Here is a 17794-nt window from a genome sequence, read left to right as displayed (position 1 = left end):
CCCTCATGTCTGCTTACAGGAGTGATCCATGAAAGAATGAGAGGCTGCAAGGGGGCGTGTCCCGTCAGGCCGCTCTTCTTCGCTACCAGTGGCACCGACAGGCAGCTATGGAATGCGGCCCACAGCGTCGTGAGGAGGCGAAAGGGGTGGTTAGTTGTCATTGCCGCAATCAGGAACGAAGATCTGCAATGCGAGATTTCGGTTCAAAAGCAGCCTTTCCGGTACGCCGACATTGCGGACAGCCACTATTGGCTGCAAACTCGCAGGATGAAACTCATTGTCGCTTCAATGCTATTTATCGCATTAACAGGTGCCACTACAGTGCCGGTATCCGAACAGCAGGCTCTAATGGTAAAGATTGAGAGCAGCGTGAAATTGCCCGTGGGAGCAAGTTCCATCGATCAATATTCGCGGAATTATGCTTTGAGACCGGACGGGAAGGTTGTCGCGGTCTTTGTCATTCCTCCCGAGCCAACGTGGAATGATAGCGAAGGTTTCGGCTGCGAAGTAATGCTTGAAGACCTTACGAGCCGGCCTTGTACCGAGGAAGAAATAGCCGAAAGTAAGCAGCAGGACGCGGCCACTGCGGCGAGGTTTGGTGCCGCCGATGAGGCTCGTTGGTTTGATGATTATCGCGAGCTGCCGATTATCTTAGACGGCGGCTGCATGCAGGTTGAAATTATCTTCGATCCGCGCTCAAAGCAGATCGAACGTGCCGAATGCAACGGATTTGCTTAGGTCCGCTCACCCCGATATTGATGCCATAGCGCTCGAAGCTGGGACGGCTTGAAAGCGGCCGCTCATTTCTCCCGAGTTGACTGGCCGACTTGGGGTGCCTGCCGTCAGGCAGCTTTTTGTCAAAACGATCTGGAAAGCGCTCATCTCGCCGCACGCCCAATCGCAAACCCCGCCGACATGAAAAAGGCGGAGCGGGCGCCGCGCCCGCTCCGCCTCGATCGCATTCCCAAGCCGACACCTCACTCGCAGCGCGAATAGTCTCCCGCGCGGCAGGCGGCGACGTCGCGGCGCCATTGGGCGAGGTCGGCCTCGTAGTCGCGGCGGGCCTGGGCATAGGCGCGCGACTGTCCGGCATATTCGCGCCTGCTGGTCTGGTAGTCGCGATCGTCGGTTTCGGCGTAGTCCTCGTCCGCATCGCGCGCCCCGCCGTCGCTGTCGCGATAGGCCTTCCAGCCCGAGGCGTACTGCGCGTCGCGTTTGCGCACGTAATCGAGCTGGTCGCGGTTGAGCTTGCGGATGATCGCGGCGTCGCGGGCGATGTCCTCGGGCGTCATGCGGTCGTTCGGATCGTCGGCCCGCGCCGTGCCGGAGAAGGCCTGCGCGGACAGCGCCAGAGTGCCCAAGGCGAGCAGGATGCGCCCAGCTTTCATAAGTCTCGTCTTTCCGTCCCTGAAGAATTTTGGCCCTGAAGGATTCTGGCCTGATGGCCTTCTCGATTTCCTGACGAAGCCGCGGGGCGGAAGCAATTGCGGATGCGACGGGCCGTTTGTCCGCACGACGAGCCGCGCGGCGCTTGAGGCGAACGCGGGAACCCTGTCGGCAGTCGCCGCGAAAAGGCCGCCGATCCCGTGCGGGGAGCGGCGGCCTTTCCGGGGGCAGGCGGTTACTTGCCGCGGCGGGCGACGATAGCCAGCGAAGTAGGCTCTGCGACGGCCAGCCGATCGGGGTTGGCCTTTGCCGCCAGCCGGGTCGCGAGCATGTCGTCACGGGCGGCGAAGGCGCGTTCGCGGGAATCGTCGCGGCAGTCGCGGGTCCAGGCCATCTCGTCGAGATGGTTGCTGTTCATCGGGCAGACCGCGCGAATGGCGACTTCCAGCCGCATGTTCAACGTGTCGAGACCCTCCTGGCTGTCCAGATTGAGGTCGCCATAGCGGACTTCGCGATGGGGAACGTCCCGAAGCGAGCCGTCCTTCACGACGACATCGGCAAGGGCCGGGCCGGAAAGTCCGGCAGCAGCCATGGCGATCATGCCGAAGGCGGCGAAAGTGGTGTGAATCCTGGTCATCTGCATTCTCCCGTTGCAAGAGCGCAGCTCTCCCGGCACGAACCCCCACGGCTCGTGGCAAACGAACTGCTAAGCGACCGCTCTGGATGAAGGAAGTCTATCCCAAGCAACGCGAGCGCTGCGGGGTTCCATTACGACTTCACGATCATGTATAGACTTTTGAAGTGCCCCCGCGATCACGCCTTGGCTTTCGAGAAATGTCTAGATCATTACTTGTATTTGTAAGATCGGCATTCGGCAAAAGGTGAGTCGGTATTATTTCCGGGCAGTTTCTCTATTGCGCAGAACCGTGCCGGGTTCAAGTCATCCTTGCCTCCGGATCGTCGAACGACAGTGTTCGAACGACGGACGACATGGGGAGCGGCGGACGGGAAGTGCCGACGTTGCAATTGCGGACTTCGGCACCACATGGGCGCCTGACTTTCTAAGCGGCCAACACCCCCGTCGCCCACACCGGTCGCCGCCGCTTGCGCTTTGCGAACAAATCTGGAACACGTCACCTCCATGAGTCTCTCCCACATCACCGTCCGCGGCGCCCGTGAGCACAACCTCAAGGGTTTCGACATCGAACTCCCGCGTGAGAAGCTGATCGTCATCACCGGCCTGTCGGGCTCGGGGAAATCCAGCCTCGCGTTCGACACGATCTATGCGGAGGGCCAGCGCCGCTATGTGGAGAGCCTCTCCGCCTATGCGCGCCAGTTCCTGGAGATGATGCAGAAGCCAGACGTCGAGCATATCGACGGCCTCAGCCCCGCGATCTCGATCGAGCAGAAGACCACGAGCCGCAACCCGCGCTCCACGGTGGCGACGGTGACGGAGATCTGGGACTACATGCGCCTGCTCTGGGCGCGCGTGGGCATTCCCTATTCGCCCGCCACCGGCCTGCCGATCGAGGCGCAGACGGTGTCCAACATGGTCGACCGGGTGATGGAACTGCCCGAAGGCACCCGCGCCTATCTGCTGGCGCCGGTCGTGCGCGGCCGCAAGGGCGAATATCGCAAGGAACTGGCCGAGTGGCAGAAGGCGGGCTACACCCGCGTGCGCATCGACGGCGAACTCTACGCCATCGAGGACGCCCCGGCGCTCGACAAGAAGTACAAGCACGACATCGAAGTCGTGGTGGACCGCATCGCGGTGAAGGACGGCATCCAGACCCGCCTTGCCGACAGCTTCGAACAGGCGCTGAAACTGGCCGAGGGGCTGGCCTATATCGACCTTGCGGATGGCGTCGTTCCCGGTCGTGAGGCGGAAGGGAAGGGCAAGAAGAACCTCAAGGGCACCGGCCTGCCGCCGAACCGCATCGTCTTCTCGGAAAAGTTCGCCTGCCCGGTCAGCGGCTTCACCATCGAGGAGATCGAGCCGCGCCTGTTCTCGTTCAACGCCCCGCAAGGCGCCTGCCCGGCCTGCGACGGTCTGGGCGAGAAGCTGCTGTTCGACCCGCAGCTGGTGGTCCCGAACGAGCATCTCAGCCTCAAGCAGGGCGCCATCGTGCCCTGGGCCAAGTCGAACCCGCCTTCGCCTTATTACATGCAGGTGCTCTCCAGCCTGGCCGAGCACTTCGGGTTCGACCTCACCACGCCGTGGGACGCGCTGCAGACCGAGCTGAAGATCGTCATCCTCTACGGCACCGGCGGCAAGGCCGTGCCGCTGACGTTCAAGGACGGCAAGAAGGAATACACGGTCAACAAGCCGTTCGAGGGCGTGATCGGCAACCTCAACCGCCGCATGATCCAGACCGACTCTGCCTGGATGCGCGAGGAACTGTCCAAGTTCCAGACCGCACAGCCCTGCGAAACCTGCGAGGGCAAGCGCCTCAAGCCCGAAGCGCTTTCGGTGAAGATCGCGGGCAGCGACATTGCCGATGCCGCGCGCCTTTCAGTGGCGGACGGCTTCGCGTGGTTCGGCGCGCTGGAGGAGAAGCTCACCAGCCAGCAGCAGCAGATTGCCAAGGCCATCCTCAAGGAAATCAACGAGCGCCTCGGCTTCCTCAACAACGTCGGGCTCGATTACCTCAATCTCGACCGTACGAGCGGCACGCTGTCAGGCGGCGAAAGCCAGCGCATTCGCCTTGCCAGCCAGATCGGCTCGGGCCTGTCGGGCGTGCTCTACGTGCTCGACGAACCCTCGATCGGCCTCCACCAGCGCGACAACGACATGCTGCTGGAAACGCTCAAGCGCCTGCGCGACCTCGGCAACACCGTGATCGTCGTCGAGCATGACGAGGACGCGATCCGCACCGCCGACCATATTGTTGACCTTGGCCCCGGCGCCGGTGTCCACGGCGGCGAAGTCGTGGCCGAAGGCACGCTGAAGCAGGTGCTCAAGAGCAAGAAGAGCCTCACCGCCGCCTACCTCAACGGCACGCGCAAGATCGAGGTGCCGACCACGCGCCGCAAAGGCAACGGCAAGAAGATCGTGGTCGAAAACGCCCGCGCCAACAACCTGAAGAACGTGACGGCCGAGTTCCCGCTCGGCACCTTCTGCTGCGTCACCGGCGTCTCCGGCTCGGGCAAAAGCTCGCTCACTATCGACACCTTGCAGGCCGGCGCCGCGCGCCAGCTCAACGGCGCGCGCGTCGTCGCCGGGGCGCATGACCGGATCACCGGGCTCGAACACTGCGACAAGGTGATCGAGATCGACCAGTCCCCCATCGGCCGCACGCCGCGCTCCAACCCCGCCACCTACACCGGCGCCTTCACCCAGATCCGCGACTGGTTCGCGGGCCTGCCGGAATCGGAAGCCCGCGGCTACAAGGCCGGGCGCTTCAGCTTCAACGTCAAGGGCGGCCGGTGCGAGGCGTGCCAGGGCGACGGCCTGATCAAGATCGAGATGCACTTCCTGCCCGACGTCTACGTCACCTGCGAGGAATGCCACGGCAAGCGCTACAACCGCGAAACGCTGGAAGTGAAGTTCAAGGGCCACTCCATCGCCGACGTGCTCGACATGACGATCGAGGACGCGGAGGAGTTCTTCAAGGCCGTGCCGCCGATCCGCGACAAGATGCACATGCTGAACGAAGTGGGCCTCGGCTACGTAAAGGTCGGCCAGCAGGCGACCACGCTGTCCGGCGGCGAGGCGCAGCGCGTCAAACTCGCCAAGGAACTCGCCCGCCGCTCCACCGGCCAGACGCTCTACGTGCTGGACGAGCCGACCACCGGCCTCCACTTCGAGGACGTGCGCAAGCTGCTCGAAGTGCTCCACCGCCTTGTCGAACAAGGCAATTCGGTGGTGGTGATCGAGCACAACCTCGATGTCATCAAGACCGCCGACTGGATCATCGACATGGGCCCGGAAGGCGGCGTGCGCGGCGGCGAGGTGATCGCCGCCGGTACGCCGGAGGATATCGTGAAGGTGAAGAAGTCCTTCACCGGGCACTATCTGAAGCCGCTGCTTTCCAGCTGGGCGAAGTAATTTACAGATATTCTGTCTAAGGTTAATCACTAGCCCTCTTGCCATAGATGCTTAGAGACAGCTACTCGTAAGGGGTATTGTTTTCTAGGTGGGGCAGTGTGGGCAAGTCTATTGAGCAACAAGCGATGGAGCGCCTTCGTGGCGCCCAAGGGGTAGCTGATCAAGTACTTCGTATCTTCGAGTTGGGTGCGCCTTCAATTTCGGAGATGGCTTATGCAGTTAAGTCGCGAGTAAAAGACGATTTCAAAATTGTCGAAAAAATTAATAGAAAAATAGTCGAGGGAAGATCGTATCGAGTCACCGATATCAGGGATGTCGTTGGTATTCGAATTGTGACGCTGTATAGGTTGGATGCCCTTGGCATCATTCCTGTACTTCTCGATAGGATATCTGAAAATTCAGGAAAAGACGAGGGTAGTCTTTTTCTCGAAAATCCTGTTGAAGAGATAAAAATATATTCTGTTAATGTTGTTGGTGATGCGCAAAAATTAGCTCATCGGATACAGGCTATTTTCAAGGACAGGGGGCATTCACTTCGCTGTGAAATTATTGAGCGTCCTGAGAACTATTCATCGACACACATTGTTTTGTGGGCGCGCGGAAAGTGGAATGGTCGATATCTCGATATCCCTATAGAAATACAAATTCGTACTGCTCTTGAAGATGTGTGGGCTGAAATTGACCATCGTTTGAAGTATAAAAGAAGAATAAATCCAGACATGGATAGTGCTATGTCTGCTATGGTCGAAAATTGCCTTGCTCATTTGAATGTTATGAAGACTCTGAATGATGGGCTTGCTCAGTATGGTGACCAAGTCAAAATACAAATCGACGAATTAGATGATAGCGTTAAACGTGTGCATCGATCGAGGTTGGCTGAAGAGCCAGAAATAAGGTTGCGCCCATTTTCGCAGTATAGAGGGGCGCTAAAAGATCGAATGCATATGCTTTTGAGTAAGTCTCGAGAGTCTTTGCTCGACTCAGGCATGAAGGCTTATTCAACTACAAATAATATTGCGCAAATCAGGGTGGCTTCAAGGGAACTAAAAGCTGCTTCGGAATGGATTGATACGCTATCTGTAGAGCCGGATCTTGAAAAAGAACTTCGCTACGTCTGTTCTATGGAGCGGGCTTTGCTCGAATTTGAGTTGGGAAGGCGATTAGGGAAGTCTTCTGGTAATGCTAATTTGATAAATGCTCGTATGATATACGATGCGATAGAAATTTCTTATCCAGATAGAGGCATAATTCCCTACAGACTTGCTAGAGTACTATATGATTTGGGTGAGTTTGAATCTGCTAAAACAAAAATGCGCGGGCTTATTGATAATTTTTCTGAATTAGATTTGCCGGAAAATCATTGGGTTCACGCCTCTGCTAATAGAATTTTAGGATTCTGGCATTGGGATGGCGTCAAAAATCAGCCTACTGAGCGTGCTCGTGATTGGTCGAGTGCCGATCTTAACGAAGTTCTGCTTGCTGCGTATTATTCATATTCCGCATCTCAGATCGTTGTTGCGGATGCTCCCTTTCCGACCGATCATCCTCATGAATCTTCAAGGATCATGGCGCTCAGTAACGTATTATATTTTGTTACCGAATTTTTGGAATTAGGGGGCGTTCGTTCTCAATTGGCCGAGCACGGTATCAGTGATGATTTTATTCACAGTGCGGTGAGTGAAGTTGGGCAATTTGATGAATCCGGAAGTGCGGATTATCATAAGCTTAATACCTTGCGGCGATATTTTATATTTATAAAAAATTACGAACAGGCTCGTCATTTTGCTAAATTAGCAATTGAAAATTTGGAAAAATTGGGGTGCTATGATCGAGGCGGTTCCTCTGAAGAGGAGCACGTTTTGCGTGAATGTCGAGCAACTTTAGATATGTCTCTCAAGGCGTGATGGCGCAGGAGGGGAACGTAAGGAGCTTGTCAGGCGTTTGCATTAATGCCAAAGGAAGTCTGGGATTCGTATCTACGATCCTAACCAGCGATCGATCAGAGGAGAAGAGCAATGGCGATTAGCTATGTGGTCCGGCAAGCGCGGCTTAAGTTCGAGCCCTATACCGACGACTAAGATTGTCATTGTGTCCTCTAAAAGGCCCGGTTTTCCGGGCCTTTTTTTTGATCTGATGGGGTCACTTTCCTACACATCCCCATATGCGATAAATGATCCGGTTCACCCCGGCGCGGTTGCGCCGGGGCTTTGGCTCCAATTCTGGGGGTGAACCATGTCCGACCATTCAAACTCTTCGTATCCCACGGCTGCCGGGCGGGGGTGGATTCCGGCTTCTCGGGATATCGGGTTGCCGGGGGAGTCCTTTCCGCGCGGGCGGGGTGGGCGCTCGGCTGAGGGCGATCCCAGCGTTCGCTGGGATGACGAAGAAGGCGGTGCTTCGGCTTGCGATGTCGGGCTGGAGGAGGCTCTCAAGGAGGGCGCTCCGGGTCGGCGGGGCACGGCGGAAAGGGCCGGGGAGCGCGAGGGCGATGGCCCTCGCACTTCTCTTTCTTCTTCACCCCTGGATGACTCGCGCTGGTCTCCCGTGCGGAAGGTTCGGTTTCTGCATTATCTGGCCGAGAAGGGCGATGTGCGGGCGGCGGCGGCGCGGGTGGGGATGTCGCGGCAGTCGGCTTATGTGTTGCGGCGGCGGGATACCGCTTTCGCGCTCGGGTGGGAGGCGGCGTTGGGGCTGGCGCGGCGGCATGTCGAGGAAGTGCTGGCGACGCGGGCGCTCGACGGGGTGGAGGAGCCGGTCTTTTACCATGGCGAGCAGGTGGCGGTGCGGCGGCGGTATGACGCGCGGCTGTTGCTGGCGCATCTGGCGCGGCTGGACCGGGCGGCGGAGGGCGGTCTGGCCGAGCGGTTCGATGAGGTGCTGGCGGTGGTTGCGGGCGCGGGGCCGGTGGAGCTGGTGGCGGTTTCGGCGGAACTGCTCCCTCCGGCGCGCGAGGATTACGCCGAGGCGGCGGGGGCCTTGCTTCAGGACGAGGCGGACCGGCAGTGGGAGCAGGCCGTGGCGGCGGGCGAGGCGGGGCCGGAGGACGAGCCTGAGGCGCGCGTGGCGGTCTGGCGGGAGGTGGCGGCGCGGGACTGGGACGGCTGGCGTCGGCGCGCGGAGGGGGAGGTCGATGCGGTGGTGGCGGAGGCTTGCCGGGACTTGCCTCCGATGGAGTTCAAGTCGCTGGGCGGGAGGCGCGGGTTTTTTCGCTCTGGACCGTGTAAACCGTGTCAACCTGCTGGGGGCAGGGTCGGTGATTTGCAGCTCGGCCGGGAACCCGATGCGGGGTGCGATGTTATCATGGGTGAAGGTCGGCGCGGTGCTTCCCCCACCCCCTCCGTTACCGCGTCGGCCTTCTCTTTTTCAGAGAATTGCGCGGTTTACTCGTCTTCGGTGAGAACGGCGAGTTCGACTTTGCCGGAGCCCATGCGGGCGATGCCGATTTCCTTCGCGGCGGCCTCGGAGAGGTCGATCACGCGGTTGGAGTGGAACGGGCCGCGGTCGTTGACGCGGACCATGACGGAATCGCCGGTCAGTGCGTTGGTGACGCGCAGCATGGTGCCGAAGGGCAGCGAGGGATGGGCGGCGGTGAGGTCGTCCGGGTTGAAGCGCTCGCCGCTGGCGGTGCGGGCGCCGCGGAGCGAGTGGCCGTAGAAGCTGGCGGTGCCGCCCTTGATGGCCTCGAATTCCTGGGTCTGCTCTTCGAGCGATTGCGGCAGGGCGGCGACGGGCGTGGTGGCCGTGGGTGCGGCGATGATCGCGGCGGGTGCCGAGCCAGTGATTTCCGGGGCGGCCTTCGCGGGCGCCAGCTTCGACTCAGCGATCGCCGAGGAGGCCGGAGCTACCAGCATGGCAGCGGTGGCAAGTGCAAAGCCGATGCGCGCAAGTCGCTGGGCTTTATGCGGTTGGTTGTGCTTCCCCGTCATGGCGAGGAGTCCTACAGGCAGTTCGTCGCTCTGGGGACCCATGCAAAAGCGGCCCGTCGCACTTTGGCAACGGGCCGCCGGATGTCGTTAAGACGTTGAAAGGATTCGGGAGGCCGAATCCGGGGCGCTTACTTGGCGTCGCGCTGGGCGAGCAGGCGGAGTCGCAGGGCGTTCAGCTTGATGAAACCGGCCGCGTCCTTCTGGTCGTAGGCACCGGCATCGTCCTCGAAAGTGACGTGGCGTTCGGAGTAGAGCGAGTCTGCCGACTTGCGGCCGACGACCGAGGCATTGCCCTTGTAGAGCTTCAGGCGGACGGTGCCGTTGACGCGGGCCTGCGAGTGATCGATGGCGGCCTGCAGCATCTCGCGCTCCGGGGCGAACCAGAAGCCGTTGTAGATGAGCTCGGCATACTTCGGCATCAGCTCGTCCTTGAGGTGCGCGGCGCCGCGGTCGAGCGTGATCTGCTCGATGCCGCGATGGGCGCGGGCGTAGATCTCGCCGCCCGGCGTCTCATACATGCCGCGCGACTTCATGCCGACGAAGCGGTTCTCGACCAAGTCGAGACGGCCGATGCCGTGCTTGCGGCCCAGTTCGTTGAGCGCGGTGAGGAGCGAGGCGGGCGACATGGCGATGCCGTTGAGGGCGACGCCGTCACCCTTCTCGAAGTCGATGGTGATGTATTCCGGTGCGTCCGGCGCGTCTTCCGGGTTGACGGTGCGCGAGTAGACGTAGTCGGGGGTCTCTTCCCACGGATCTTCCAGAACCTTGCCTTCGGACGAGGTGTGGAGGAGGTTGGCGTCGGTCGAGAACGGGCTTTCGCCGCGCTTGTCCTTGGGGACGGGGATCTGGTGCTGCTCGGCCCAGGCGATGAGGGCGGTGCGGCTGGTCAGGTCCCACTCGCGCCAGGGGGCGATGACCTTGATGTTCGGATCGAGCGCGTAGGCCGAGAGTTCGAAGCGAACCTGGTCGTTGCCCTTGCCGGTCGCACCATGGGCGACGGCGTCGGCGCCGGTCTCATGCGCGATCTCGATCAGGCGCTTGGAGATCAGCGGGCGGGCGATCGAGGTGCCGAGGAGATAGTCGCCTTCATAGCGGGCATTGGCGCGCATCATCGGGAAGACGAAGTCGCGCACGAATTCCTCGCGCAGGTCGTCGATGTAGATGTTCTCGTCCGGCAGGCCCATCAGCTTGGCCTTGGCGCGGGCGGGTTCGAGTTCCTCACCCTGACCGAGGTCGGCGGTGAAGGTCACCACTTCGCAGTTGTAGGTGACCTGAAGCCACTTGAGGATGACGCTGGTGTCGAGGCCGCCGGAGTAGGCGAGGACGACCTTCTTGATGCTGTCGGACATGGGCGCGGGCTCCGCAGGAAAGGGCATGGGATTCGGGACGCGCGCCTATCAGCACGCGCCCCCCTGTGCAATGAAGGAAAGCGCTGGGAAGGAAAGCGCCGGGTCTATTCGGCCAGCAGCGCCTTTTCCGCGATGCCGATGTAGTCGCGGGTGAGCGGCAGGGCGTGGCGGCTGCGGGCGTACTGGATCTGGTAGTTGCACATGCCGCCGCTTTCGAAGGCGGCGGTGGCGCCCGCGAGATAGAAGATCCACATGCGGTAGAAGCGCTCGTCCATCAGGTTGACGATGGCTTCCTTGTTGGCGACGCAGCGCTTGTACCATTCGCGCAAGGTCAGGGCGTAGTGGAGGCGCAGGTTCTCGACGTCGGTGGCGATCAGGCGGAATTTCTCGCTGGCCGCCACGGTCTCGCTGAGGGCGGGGATGTAGCCGCCGGGGAAGATGTATTTGCGGGTGAAGGCGTCGGTCGAGCCGGGGCCGCCCATGCGGCCGATCGTGTGCAGCAGCATCACGCCGTCGTCGGTCAGCAGGTTGCCGACCGCCTTGAAGAACTGGCCGAACTGCGCCTGGCCGACGTGTTCGAACATGCCGACCGAGACGATGCGGTCGAACTTGGCACCGCGCGCGGCGAGGTCGCGGTAGTCGACGAGTTCGAACGTCACCTTGTCGGCCACACCGGCCTGTTCCGCGCGCTCGCGGGCGAGGGCGAGCTGTTCCTCGCTAAGAGTTATGCCGAGCACCGAGGCTCCGGCGTGTTTGGCGAGATAGATCGCCATGCCTCCCCAGCCACAGCCGATGTCAAGCACGCGCTGGCCCGGTTCGAGCGCCAGCTTGGCGGCGATATGCGCGAGCTTGGCAGTCTGCGCCTGCTCCAGCGAGATGTCCGGTTGCGGCCAATAGGCGCAGGAATACTGCATGTGCTCGATATCGAGGAACAGGTTATAGAGTTCGTTGCCGATATCGTAGTGGTGGGCGATGTTCTTCTTGGCGCTCGCCGCCTTGTTGATGCCGTCGACCAGCGTGACGACCTTGCCCTTCAGCTTCTTGAACGCGGTCTGCTCGTGAAGCTCGCCGCCCTTGTCCCACTTGGCATTGGCGCGGATCAGTTCGACCATGTCCATGATATCGCCCTGCTCGATGACGAGCTGACCGTCCATGAAGGCTTCCGCTGCGCCGAGGCGAGGATCGGTGAGGATGCGCCGTTCACCGGCCTTGTCGGTGAAGCGGATTCGCACGTCCGGAAAGCCGGGGGTGGGGGTGCCGAAGCGCTTTACGCTGCCATCGGGGCGGACGACTTCCAGAACGCCCTGGCGGACGCCGCGTTGCAGGAAGTGATCGAGAATTCCCATTGCCATCAACCATTTGTGAAGGGCGTTACGGCCCGGTGCAAGAGGGTTCGCTTGCCATAAGCGCAAGCGAGGGCGAGGTAATCGTTACGGTCTGGGAGGAGCGCTCATCGGGAGGAAAGGGCAGAATTACTGGCGTGCGAGAAAGAGAACGTCGCGCGGCTGCGCGAGGAGGTGTTGGCCGGAATCGACGTAGAGCGTCTCGCCGCTGGCCAGCCAGCCTTGCGAGAGGAACAGGGCGGCGGATGCCACGTCTTCCGGGGTGGTCTTGCGGCCCAGCAGGTTCATGCGGTGCGAAACTTCGGTTTCCGCCTCGGTCTGGTCGTGGCTGGCCAGGATCGCGCCGGGGGCGAGGCCGTAGATGCGGTCGTCCTCGTGAACGCGGGCCATCGACAGCATCGGGATCGTCGCGGCGAGGGCATGCTTGCTCATCGTGTAGGAGAAGAAATCCGGGTTCGGATTGAGCAGCTTCTGGTCGGTGACGTGGATCACCCGCCGCCCGGCTTTGGCGCGGGCATGGGCGAGGAAGGCCTGGGCCAACCGTGCCGGGGTTCCGGCATTGACGCGCATGGCTTTCTCGAAAGTCTGCGGATCGAGCGACCGGGCGGTGTCGAGGTCGAACATGCCCGCGCAGTTCACCAGCACGCGCCAGTCCGGCAGGCGGGCGGCAAGCTCTTCGACCATGGCGGGACCGGCGTTCCAGTCGTTCAGTTCGCAGCCGACGATCTCGGATGAGGGAAGCTGCGCCGCCAGCGCTTCGGCCTGTTCCCGCGAATGGCCGTAGTGGATGACGACGTGCCATCCCGCCGCGCCGAACATGCGGGCTATGGCAGCGCCGATCCGCTTGGCGCCGCCGGTCACCAGCATGGCAGGCCGCTCGCTCATCGCAGGGCTGCCATGGCGGCAGGTTGACACGGTTTACACGGTCCTGGGAGAAAATTCCCGGCGCCCCGGCCATCCTGTCCGGTTCGGCAGGAGAGGCGACGTGGCGAGAAAAGTAAGCGAGCGATCATTGCCGGGCATAGGAGCACAGACCGGACCTGTAGGAAAGGCCTCTCCGCATAATCACATACTTCCGTTTAGGGCGACTATCCCGCGAGCGAGGGTACCGGGTTGGTCGCTGTGCCGGTGCTGCGCTGCGGCGCGGGCATGCCGGTCACCGCCTGGTGGCGCAGCGCGAAGTCCGCCGCGTAGAAGCGGTGCAGGAAGTCGAGCTGGCGGGGTGTCGGGCGCCAGTCGGTTTTGTGGCCGCCGGTTTCATGGCTGCGGTTGAACTCGGGCAGGGTGGAGAGTTCCTCGCGGCCGAGGCGTTTGCCGATCTCGCCGATCTGTTCGTAGGGGATCAGCCGGTCGACCGCCGAGCGCCCCTGGGCGTCGAGCACGTACCAGCACTGGGGGCGGAAGATGTGATCGATGCCAAAGGGGGAGCGTGCCTCGGCAAGGTGCTCGATGGCATCGTCGATCGTCCGGAACGTGGCGTAACGCTCGCGGAAGGGTGCGGAGACGGTGCGATGGCGGGTGCCGCCGGTGCGGGCATAGCGGAAGGCGGAAAGGAAGCGGTCGACCGGATCGCGGACGAGCGCGAAACTGGGCAGATCGAGCAGGTCGGGCGCGGCCTTGGCGTAGTAGCGGATCGAGCAGTGCTTCATCTGCGCGCCGTAGAGGCGGTCGCAGATCGAGGTTCCGGCGTTCTTGGGGACGTGGATGAACAGCAGGCCGCTGTCGCGGATGCGGTCGAGCCGGCGGCGGCGCTTGCCGTCCAGCCAGGGGCGCAGGCCGTGACGGGAAAGGCGTTCGGGAATATCGCTGACGAGGCTTACGCCGAAGGCCGATGCGAGGAGGCGGTTGACGCCGGTGGTACCGGTAGTCCGTTCGAGATCGGGTGCCATGGGGCGAGGGCTTAGGCATATCCCGTCGCCCGGTGATTTCGAAATATTTCAATCGTGGCAGGTATGGGACGCGCCGTCCCGAGGGTCGGCGCGTCGTGGTTTTCCGTAGATTAACGGCAGCGCGGGCGGCTGTTGTTGCGGTCGATCTCGCGGCCGAGCAGGGCACCGGCACCGGCGCCGAGGATCGTGCCGGTGGCGCGATCGCCGCGCGTGTCGATGGCGCGGCCAGCCAGGGCACCGGCGACGCCGCCGATCAGCAGGCCGGTGGTGCCGTTCGCCTTCTTGCAGCGATAACGGCCGTCATTGCCGCGCCAGTAGCGCACGCCGTTGTCGGTGCGGTGGTAGCGGCGACCGTGATCGCGGGCTTCGGCGACTTCGGTGACGGCGAGCGTGGCGGGCACGGTGATCGCGGCGAGCAGGGCTGCGGTGATGGCTTTGCGCATCTGAAAATCCTTCCGAGTTGAATGTCTTGTTGACCGGCCCCGGCCTTTCCACCGGGCGCCAAAACGGAGGATGAACATTCGCGTCAATTTGACGATACACGCCGAAACGAGGCTTGCCGTCGACGAAGAGGGGGCGGTACTTGGGGCGGGGTGCCGGACTCTGCCGCGTCAGCTCGCCAGTTTTCCGAACGGTAGCAGCTTGCGCGCCGTGGCCGCTGCCGCCTTGGCATTGCCTGCACGCAGCGACGGCAGGATGGCCAGGGCGCCGCGTTTCATCACCGCATCGAGCGGAGTGGGGGTGGGGGCCTTGGCGGCGGCCTCCGCCCAGCGGCGGATCTGGGCGATGTCCGCCTGGTCCTTGCGGATCTGCATGAGAGCGGCGAGGCCCGGATAGAAGGCACGGTCTCCGCCCAGCGCGACCGCGCGGGTGAGCGCGGCTTCACCGGCCTGGCTCTTCGCGCCCAGCGCGGTGCGGGCCATGAAGCCGCCGAGCTGGTCGATCGCATCGAGATGCCAGCCCGCGATCACCATCTGCGCTTCGGCATCGCGCGGGTTCTGGGCCGCGAGCTTTTCGAAGATGCCGAGCGAGGTGCGCGCGTCCGATCGGCTGCGGGTCAGTTTTGCACGATAGCCGATGGCGATGCCGCGCTGGAGCGTCGCTTCATGGTCGCCGGGGTGGGCGGCCAATATCCGGTCGGAAGCCGCGATCGCCTGCCCGATCAGGGCCAGCGCCCTGGGCTTGTCCGGCGCCTGAAAGGCTGCTGCGGTCAGAAGTTCGCGCGGGCTGTCCGCCATCGCGGCCGCCGGAGCAAGGGCCGAGGCAAGGACGGGCATCGTGCAGAGGGCGATCAGCGTCGGACGGTACACGCAGTCTCCTGACAGAACGGATGCTGCACGATGGCTGATGACGAAGCCGGAGGCCAGCCCCTATCGCCGGGCAATGTTACCTTACAGAACTTATTGCCGGAACGGCTGCCCTATCGCGCGTGGGAATGCCGGTTGTTGGCAAGGGGAAGCGCGGGTTTTCCGGGGCTTTTCAGTGGATGAGTGGGTGTCGTTCGAGGTAATGCGGGTCTTACTTAGGTATAAGTACGAATAGGCTATGCAGGAGGTTGTTAACTATCCCGGCCTATCTGCCGCTCAGGGGTTAAACGGGGTTTTGTTCGAAATGAAAAGCCATGGCTTGCGCAGTGTGGCTGCCGGGACGGGGCTGTCGGTGGCGGCGACATTGCTGTTGCTGCAATTGGCGGCGTTCCTGCCCGGCTTTGCGATGCCGGTGCAATTGCTGGTGCTCGGCATGGTCGTGGCGCTGGCGGTCTCGGCACCGGTGTGCATCGTGCTCATGCGCCAGCAGCTGCGGATCGCCGCGCTGCACGGCGAACTGGCGCAGGCATTCAAGCGGCTGGAACGCACCTCCCGCGTCGACGGCATGACCGGGCTGACCAATCGCGACGTCTTCATCGAACTGACGCGCGATATCATGGCAGACCGCGACGGCTGGCTGATCGTGGCGGACGTCGATCATTTCAAGCAGATCAACGACGATTTCGGTCATGGGGTGGGCGACCGCGTGCTGGTCGCGATCGGCAATACGATCCAGGATAACTTGCGTGCCGGGGATTTGTGCGGACGGCTCGGCGGAGAGGAGTTCGGACTGTTCCTCCATGCCCGCAGCGGCCGAGAGGCCCATGCCGCCGCCGAGCGCCTGCGCCGCGCGGTGGCGCAGCTGGCCGTATCGACTTTTGCCGGAGATCAGGTGGTACCCACGCTCAGCCTGGGCGTGGCATCGACGACGGGACTTTCCCTGCCGGAAGCGATGCGGCGGGCGGACGAGGCGCTCTACGATGCCAAGCGGCAGGGGCGGAATCGCACGGTCTCCGCTGTGGACCCGGCTACGGACAACCATCTGCGGCTGGTGACTACGAGGAATACCTGAGAGGAAAACGGCGCGCCATCGAAGGATGGCGCGCCGTTTTTCGTTTGCAGCCGTTCAGAACCTCAGCGGCACTTCACTTCGCCGCGATCGATCTCCCGTCCGAGCAGGCCGCCGGCGACGCCGCCGATGATCGCACCGAGCGTCTGGTCGCCGCGACCGGCGATCTCGTGGCCGGCCAGTGCACCCGCACCGGCGCCGATGATCAGGCCGGTGGTGCCGTTGTCGCGCTTGCAGTAGTAGCGGCCATCGTTGCCGCGCCAGACGCGGTCATTGCGGCCGAGGCGGCGGGGTTCGCGATAGCGACCGCGGTTGTCGTAGCGGTTGCGATCGTTACGGTCCCGGTCGTAGCGGCCGTGGTTGTCATGACGGTCGCGGCGCCAGTCCTGCGCGGCTGCGGGGGTGGCCAGCGGGAGAACCAGGGCTGCCATGGCGAACGCCAAAAGGGTCTTTTTCATCGCGGTGTCCTTCCTGAGAACGTATTTTCGTGACGGCATAACGAACCGCATGCACCCTTGCTCCACAACCCGGAATGAACCACGGGAAAAACCTTGGAAGCGGCGTATCGCTACGAAGTCGCGACCGTGCGAAAATAGCGCCAAGCAATCGGAATTGAAAGGGAATGCGGCTGATGAAACTCGATCTGATCGATGTGTTCGGCTCCGGTCCGCTGACCGGAAACCCGCTCGCAGTGGTGCGCGGCGGCGAGGGTCTGGATGCGGAGACGATGCTGCGGATCACGCGCTGGCTGGGTTTTTCGGAGACCACTTTCCTGCTGCCGCCGACCGACCCTGCGGCCGATTACCGGGTGCGGATCTTCTATCCGGCGGGTGAACTGCCCTTCGCCGGGCATCCGACGCTGGGGAGCGCCCATGCCTGGCTGGCGGCTGGGGGCGTTCCCAAGGCTGCGGGCAAGGTGGTGCAGGAATGCGGCATCGGCCTCGTCGACGTGCGGCAGGAGCAAGACATGCTGGCCTTCCGCGCACCGGACTTGCGCCGCTCGGGTCCGCTGGATGCTGCGGACCGGGCCGAGACCATCCGCCTCTGCGGGGTGGAGGAAAGCGCCGTGGTCGCCGCTGTTCATGCCGCCAACGGTCCCGGCTGGAAGCTGCTGCATCTCGCTTCCGTCGAGGCGGTTCTCGCCGCCGAACCGTCGCCGCGTGCACCGCTGCATACCGATGTGGCGCTGCTGGGGCCTTGTGCTCCCGGCTCGCAGGCGCAGTTCGAAGTGCGCGCTTTCTTCGCCGATCCGGCGGGCCGCATGGTGGAGGACCCGGTGACCGGCAGTCTCAATGCGGCCGTGGCGCAGTATCTCTTTGCCGAAGGGCTGGTTCGGGAGAGCTACGTTGCCGCGCAGGGGCGCAAGGTCGGCGCAGATGGTCTGGTCCATTGCCGACGGGACGGCGACGGTTCGATCTGGGTTGCGGGCCGGGTGGCGACGGTTTCCTCTGGAGGGGGTTTGTCCGGGCCTTTCTGA

The 17794-nt window shown here is 62.6% G+C and carries 15 protein-coding genes; 5 read left to right on the top strand and 10 right to left on the bottom strand.

Annotation, left to right across the window (positions count from 1 at the left end; translation table 11 throughout):
* Window positions 1-267 precede the first annotated feature (267 nt).
* Window positions 268-738 carry a hypothetical protein gene (locus ACZ1II_RS19130; protein ID WP_465145171.1) on the top strand — a complete coding sequence of 157 codons (471 nt, stop codon included), beginning with the start codon at window positions 268-270 and terminating at the stop codon, window positions 736-738.
* Between the two features lie 239 nt (window positions 739-977).
* Here ACZ1II_RS19130 and ACZ1II_RS19125 read toward each other — a convergent pair whose 3' ends face one another.
* On the bottom strand, window positions 978-1388 hold the full coding sequence (locus ACZ1II_RS19125; RefSeq protein ID WP_465145170.1) for a hypothetical protein: 411 nt from the start codon (window positions 1386-1388) through the stop codon (window positions 978-980).
* A gap of 233 nt (window positions 1389-1621) precedes the next feature.
* Window positions 1622-2023: a UrcA family protein gene (locus tag ACZ1II_RS19120; protein ID WP_465145169.1), complete on the bottom strand. Its 402-nt coding sequence runs from the start codon at window positions 2021-2023 to the stop codon at window positions 1622-1624.
* 504 nt (window positions 2024-2527) lie between these two features.
* Here ACZ1II_RS19120 and uvrA point away from each other — a divergent pair.
* Complete coding sequence (gene uvrA / locus ACZ1II_RS19115; RefSeq protein WP_465145168.1) at window positions 2528-5434, top strand: excinuclease ABC subunit UvrA; 2907 nt, start codon at window positions 2528-2530, stop codon at window positions 5432-5434.
* A gap of 98 nt (window positions 5435-5532) precedes the next feature.
* Entirely contained in the window at window positions 5533-7338 is a 1806-nt protein-coding gene (locus tag ACZ1II_RS19110; protein ID WP_465145167.1) for a hypothetical protein, read from the top strand.
* 1476 nt (window positions 7339-8814) lie between these two features.
* Here ACZ1II_RS19110 and ACZ1II_RS19105 read toward each other — a convergent pair.
* The 7 genes from ACZ1II_RS19105 to ACZ1II_RS19075 form a co-directional block, all read right to left on the bottom strand.
* Entirely contained in the window at window positions 8815-9360 is a 546-nt protein-coding gene (locus ACZ1II_RS19105; protein WP_465145166.1) for a septal ring lytic transglycosylase RlpA family protein, read from the bottom strand.
* 128 nt (window positions 9361-9488) lie between these two features.
* Window positions 9489-10709 carry an argininosuccinate synthase gene (locus ACZ1II_RS19100; RefSeq protein WP_465145165.1) on the bottom strand — a complete coding sequence of 407 codons (1221 nt, stop codon included), beginning with the start codon at window positions 10707-10709 and terminating at the stop codon, window positions 9489-9491.
* Window positions 10710-10813: 104 nt separating this feature from the next.
* Entirely contained in the window at window positions 10814-12061 is a 1248-nt protein-coding gene (locus ACZ1II_RS19095) for a class I SAM-dependent methyltransferase (RefSeq protein ID WP_465145164.1), read from the bottom strand.
* A gap of 120 nt (window positions 12062-12181) precedes the next feature.
* Window positions 12182-12937, bottom strand: a complete 756-nt coding sequence (locus ACZ1II_RS19090) for an SDR family oxidoreductase (RefSeq protein ID WP_465145163.1) — start codon at window positions 12935-12937, stop codon at window positions 12182-12184.
* A 203-nt stretch (window positions 12938-13140) separates the two neighbouring features.
* Entirely contained in the window at window positions 13141-13941 is an 801-nt protein-coding gene (locus ACZ1II_RS19085; RefSeq protein WP_465145162.1) for a sulfotransferase family 2 domain-containing protein, read from the bottom strand.
* A gap of 110 nt (window positions 13942-14051) precedes the next feature.
* Window positions 14052-14384 carry a glycine zipper 2TM domain-containing protein gene (locus tag ACZ1II_RS19080; protein WP_465145161.1) on the bottom strand — a complete coding sequence of 111 codons (333 nt, stop codon included), beginning with the start codon at window positions 14382-14384 and terminating at the stop codon, window positions 14052-14054.
* 168 nt (window positions 14385-14552) lie between these two features.
* A complete protein-coding gene (locus ACZ1II_RS19075) occupies window positions 14553-15218 on the bottom strand; it encodes a hypothetical protein (RefSeq protein WP_465147338.1) in 666 nt (221 codons plus the stop codon).
* Window positions 15219-15576: 358 nt separating this feature from the next.
* Here ACZ1II_RS19075 and ACZ1II_RS19070 point away from each other — a divergent pair, with 358 nt between their 5' ends.
* Complete coding sequence (locus ACZ1II_RS19070; RefSeq protein WP_465145160.1) at window positions 15577-16320, top strand: GGDEF domain-containing protein; 744 nt, start codon at window positions 15577-15579, stop codon at window positions 16318-16320.
* Between the two features lie 62 nt (window positions 16321-16382).
* Here the strand turns inward: ACZ1II_RS19070 and ACZ1II_RS19065 are convergent, their stop codons facing one another.
* Window positions 16383-16775, bottom strand: a complete 393-nt coding sequence (locus ACZ1II_RS19065) for a glycine zipper 2TM domain-containing protein (protein WP_465145159.1) — start codon at window positions 16773-16775, stop codon at window positions 16383-16385.
* 173 nt (window positions 16776-16948) lie between these two features.
* On the opposite strand from ACZ1II_RS19065, the gene ACZ1II_RS19060 reads away from it, so the two are divergent.
* Complete coding sequence (locus ACZ1II_RS19060; protein ID WP_465145158.1) at window positions 16949-17794, top strand: PhzF family phenazine biosynthesis protein; 846 nt, start codon at window positions 16949-16951, stop codon at window positions 17792-17794.

The organism is Novosphingobium sp. BL-S-20, from assembly GCF_055521635.1.
The sequence above is the reverse complement of the archived record's forward strand: the minus strand, read 5'-3'. Positions and strand labels throughout refer to the sequence as shown.

Coding starts and splice junctions, on each gene's coding strand:
- ACZ1II_RS19085 (WP_465145162.1), bottom strand. CDS start 13,941: ATGGCACCCGATCTCGAACGGACTACCGGTACCACCGGCGTCAACCGC.
- ACZ1II_RS19100 (WP_465145165.1), bottom strand. CDS start 10,709: ATGTCCGACAGCATCAAGAAGGTCGTCCTCGCCTACTCCGGCGGCCTC.
- ACZ1II_RS19095 (WP_465145164.1), bottom strand. CDS start 12,061: ATGGCAATGGGAATTCTCGATCACTTCCTGCAACGCGGCGTCCGCCAG.
- ACZ1II_RS19090 (WP_465145163.1), bottom strand. CDS start 12,937: ATGAGCGAGCGGCCTGCCATGCTGGTGACCGGCGGCGCCAAGCGGATC.
- uvrA (WP_465145168.1), top strand. CDS start 2,528: ATGAGTCTCTCCCACATCACCGTCCGCGGCGCCCGTGAGCACAACCTC.
- ACZ1II_RS19080 (WP_465145161.1), bottom strand. CDS start 14,384: ATGCGCAAAGCCATCACCGCAGCCCTGCTCGCCGCGATCACCGTGCCC.
- ACZ1II_RS19120 (WP_465145169.1), bottom strand. CDS start 2,023: ATGACCAGGATTCACACCACTTTCGCCGCCTTCGGCATGATCGCCATG.
- ACZ1II_RS19065 (WP_465145159.1), bottom strand. CDS start 16,775: ATGAAAAAGACCCTTTTGGCGTTCGCCATGGCAGCCCTGGTTCTCCCG.
- ACZ1II_RS19105 (WP_465145166.1), bottom strand. CDS start 9,360: ATGACGGGGAAGCACAACCAACCGCATAAAGCCCAGCGACTTGCGCGC.
- ACZ1II_RS19130 (WP_465145171.1), top strand. CDS start 268: ATGAAACTCATTGTCGCTTCAATGCTATTTATCGCATTAACAGGTGCC.
- ACZ1II_RS19060 (WP_465145158.1), top strand. CDS start 16,949: ATGAAACTCGATCTGATCGATGTGTTCGGCTCCGGTCCGCTGACCGGA.
- ACZ1II_RS19125 (WP_465145170.1), bottom strand. CDS start 1,388: ATGAAAGCTGGGCGCATCCTGCTCGCCTTGGGCACTCTGGCGCTGTCC.
- ACZ1II_RS19075 (WP_465147338.1), bottom strand. CDS start 15,218: ATGCCCGTCCTTGCCTCGGCCCTTGCTCCGGCGGCCGCGATGGCGGAC.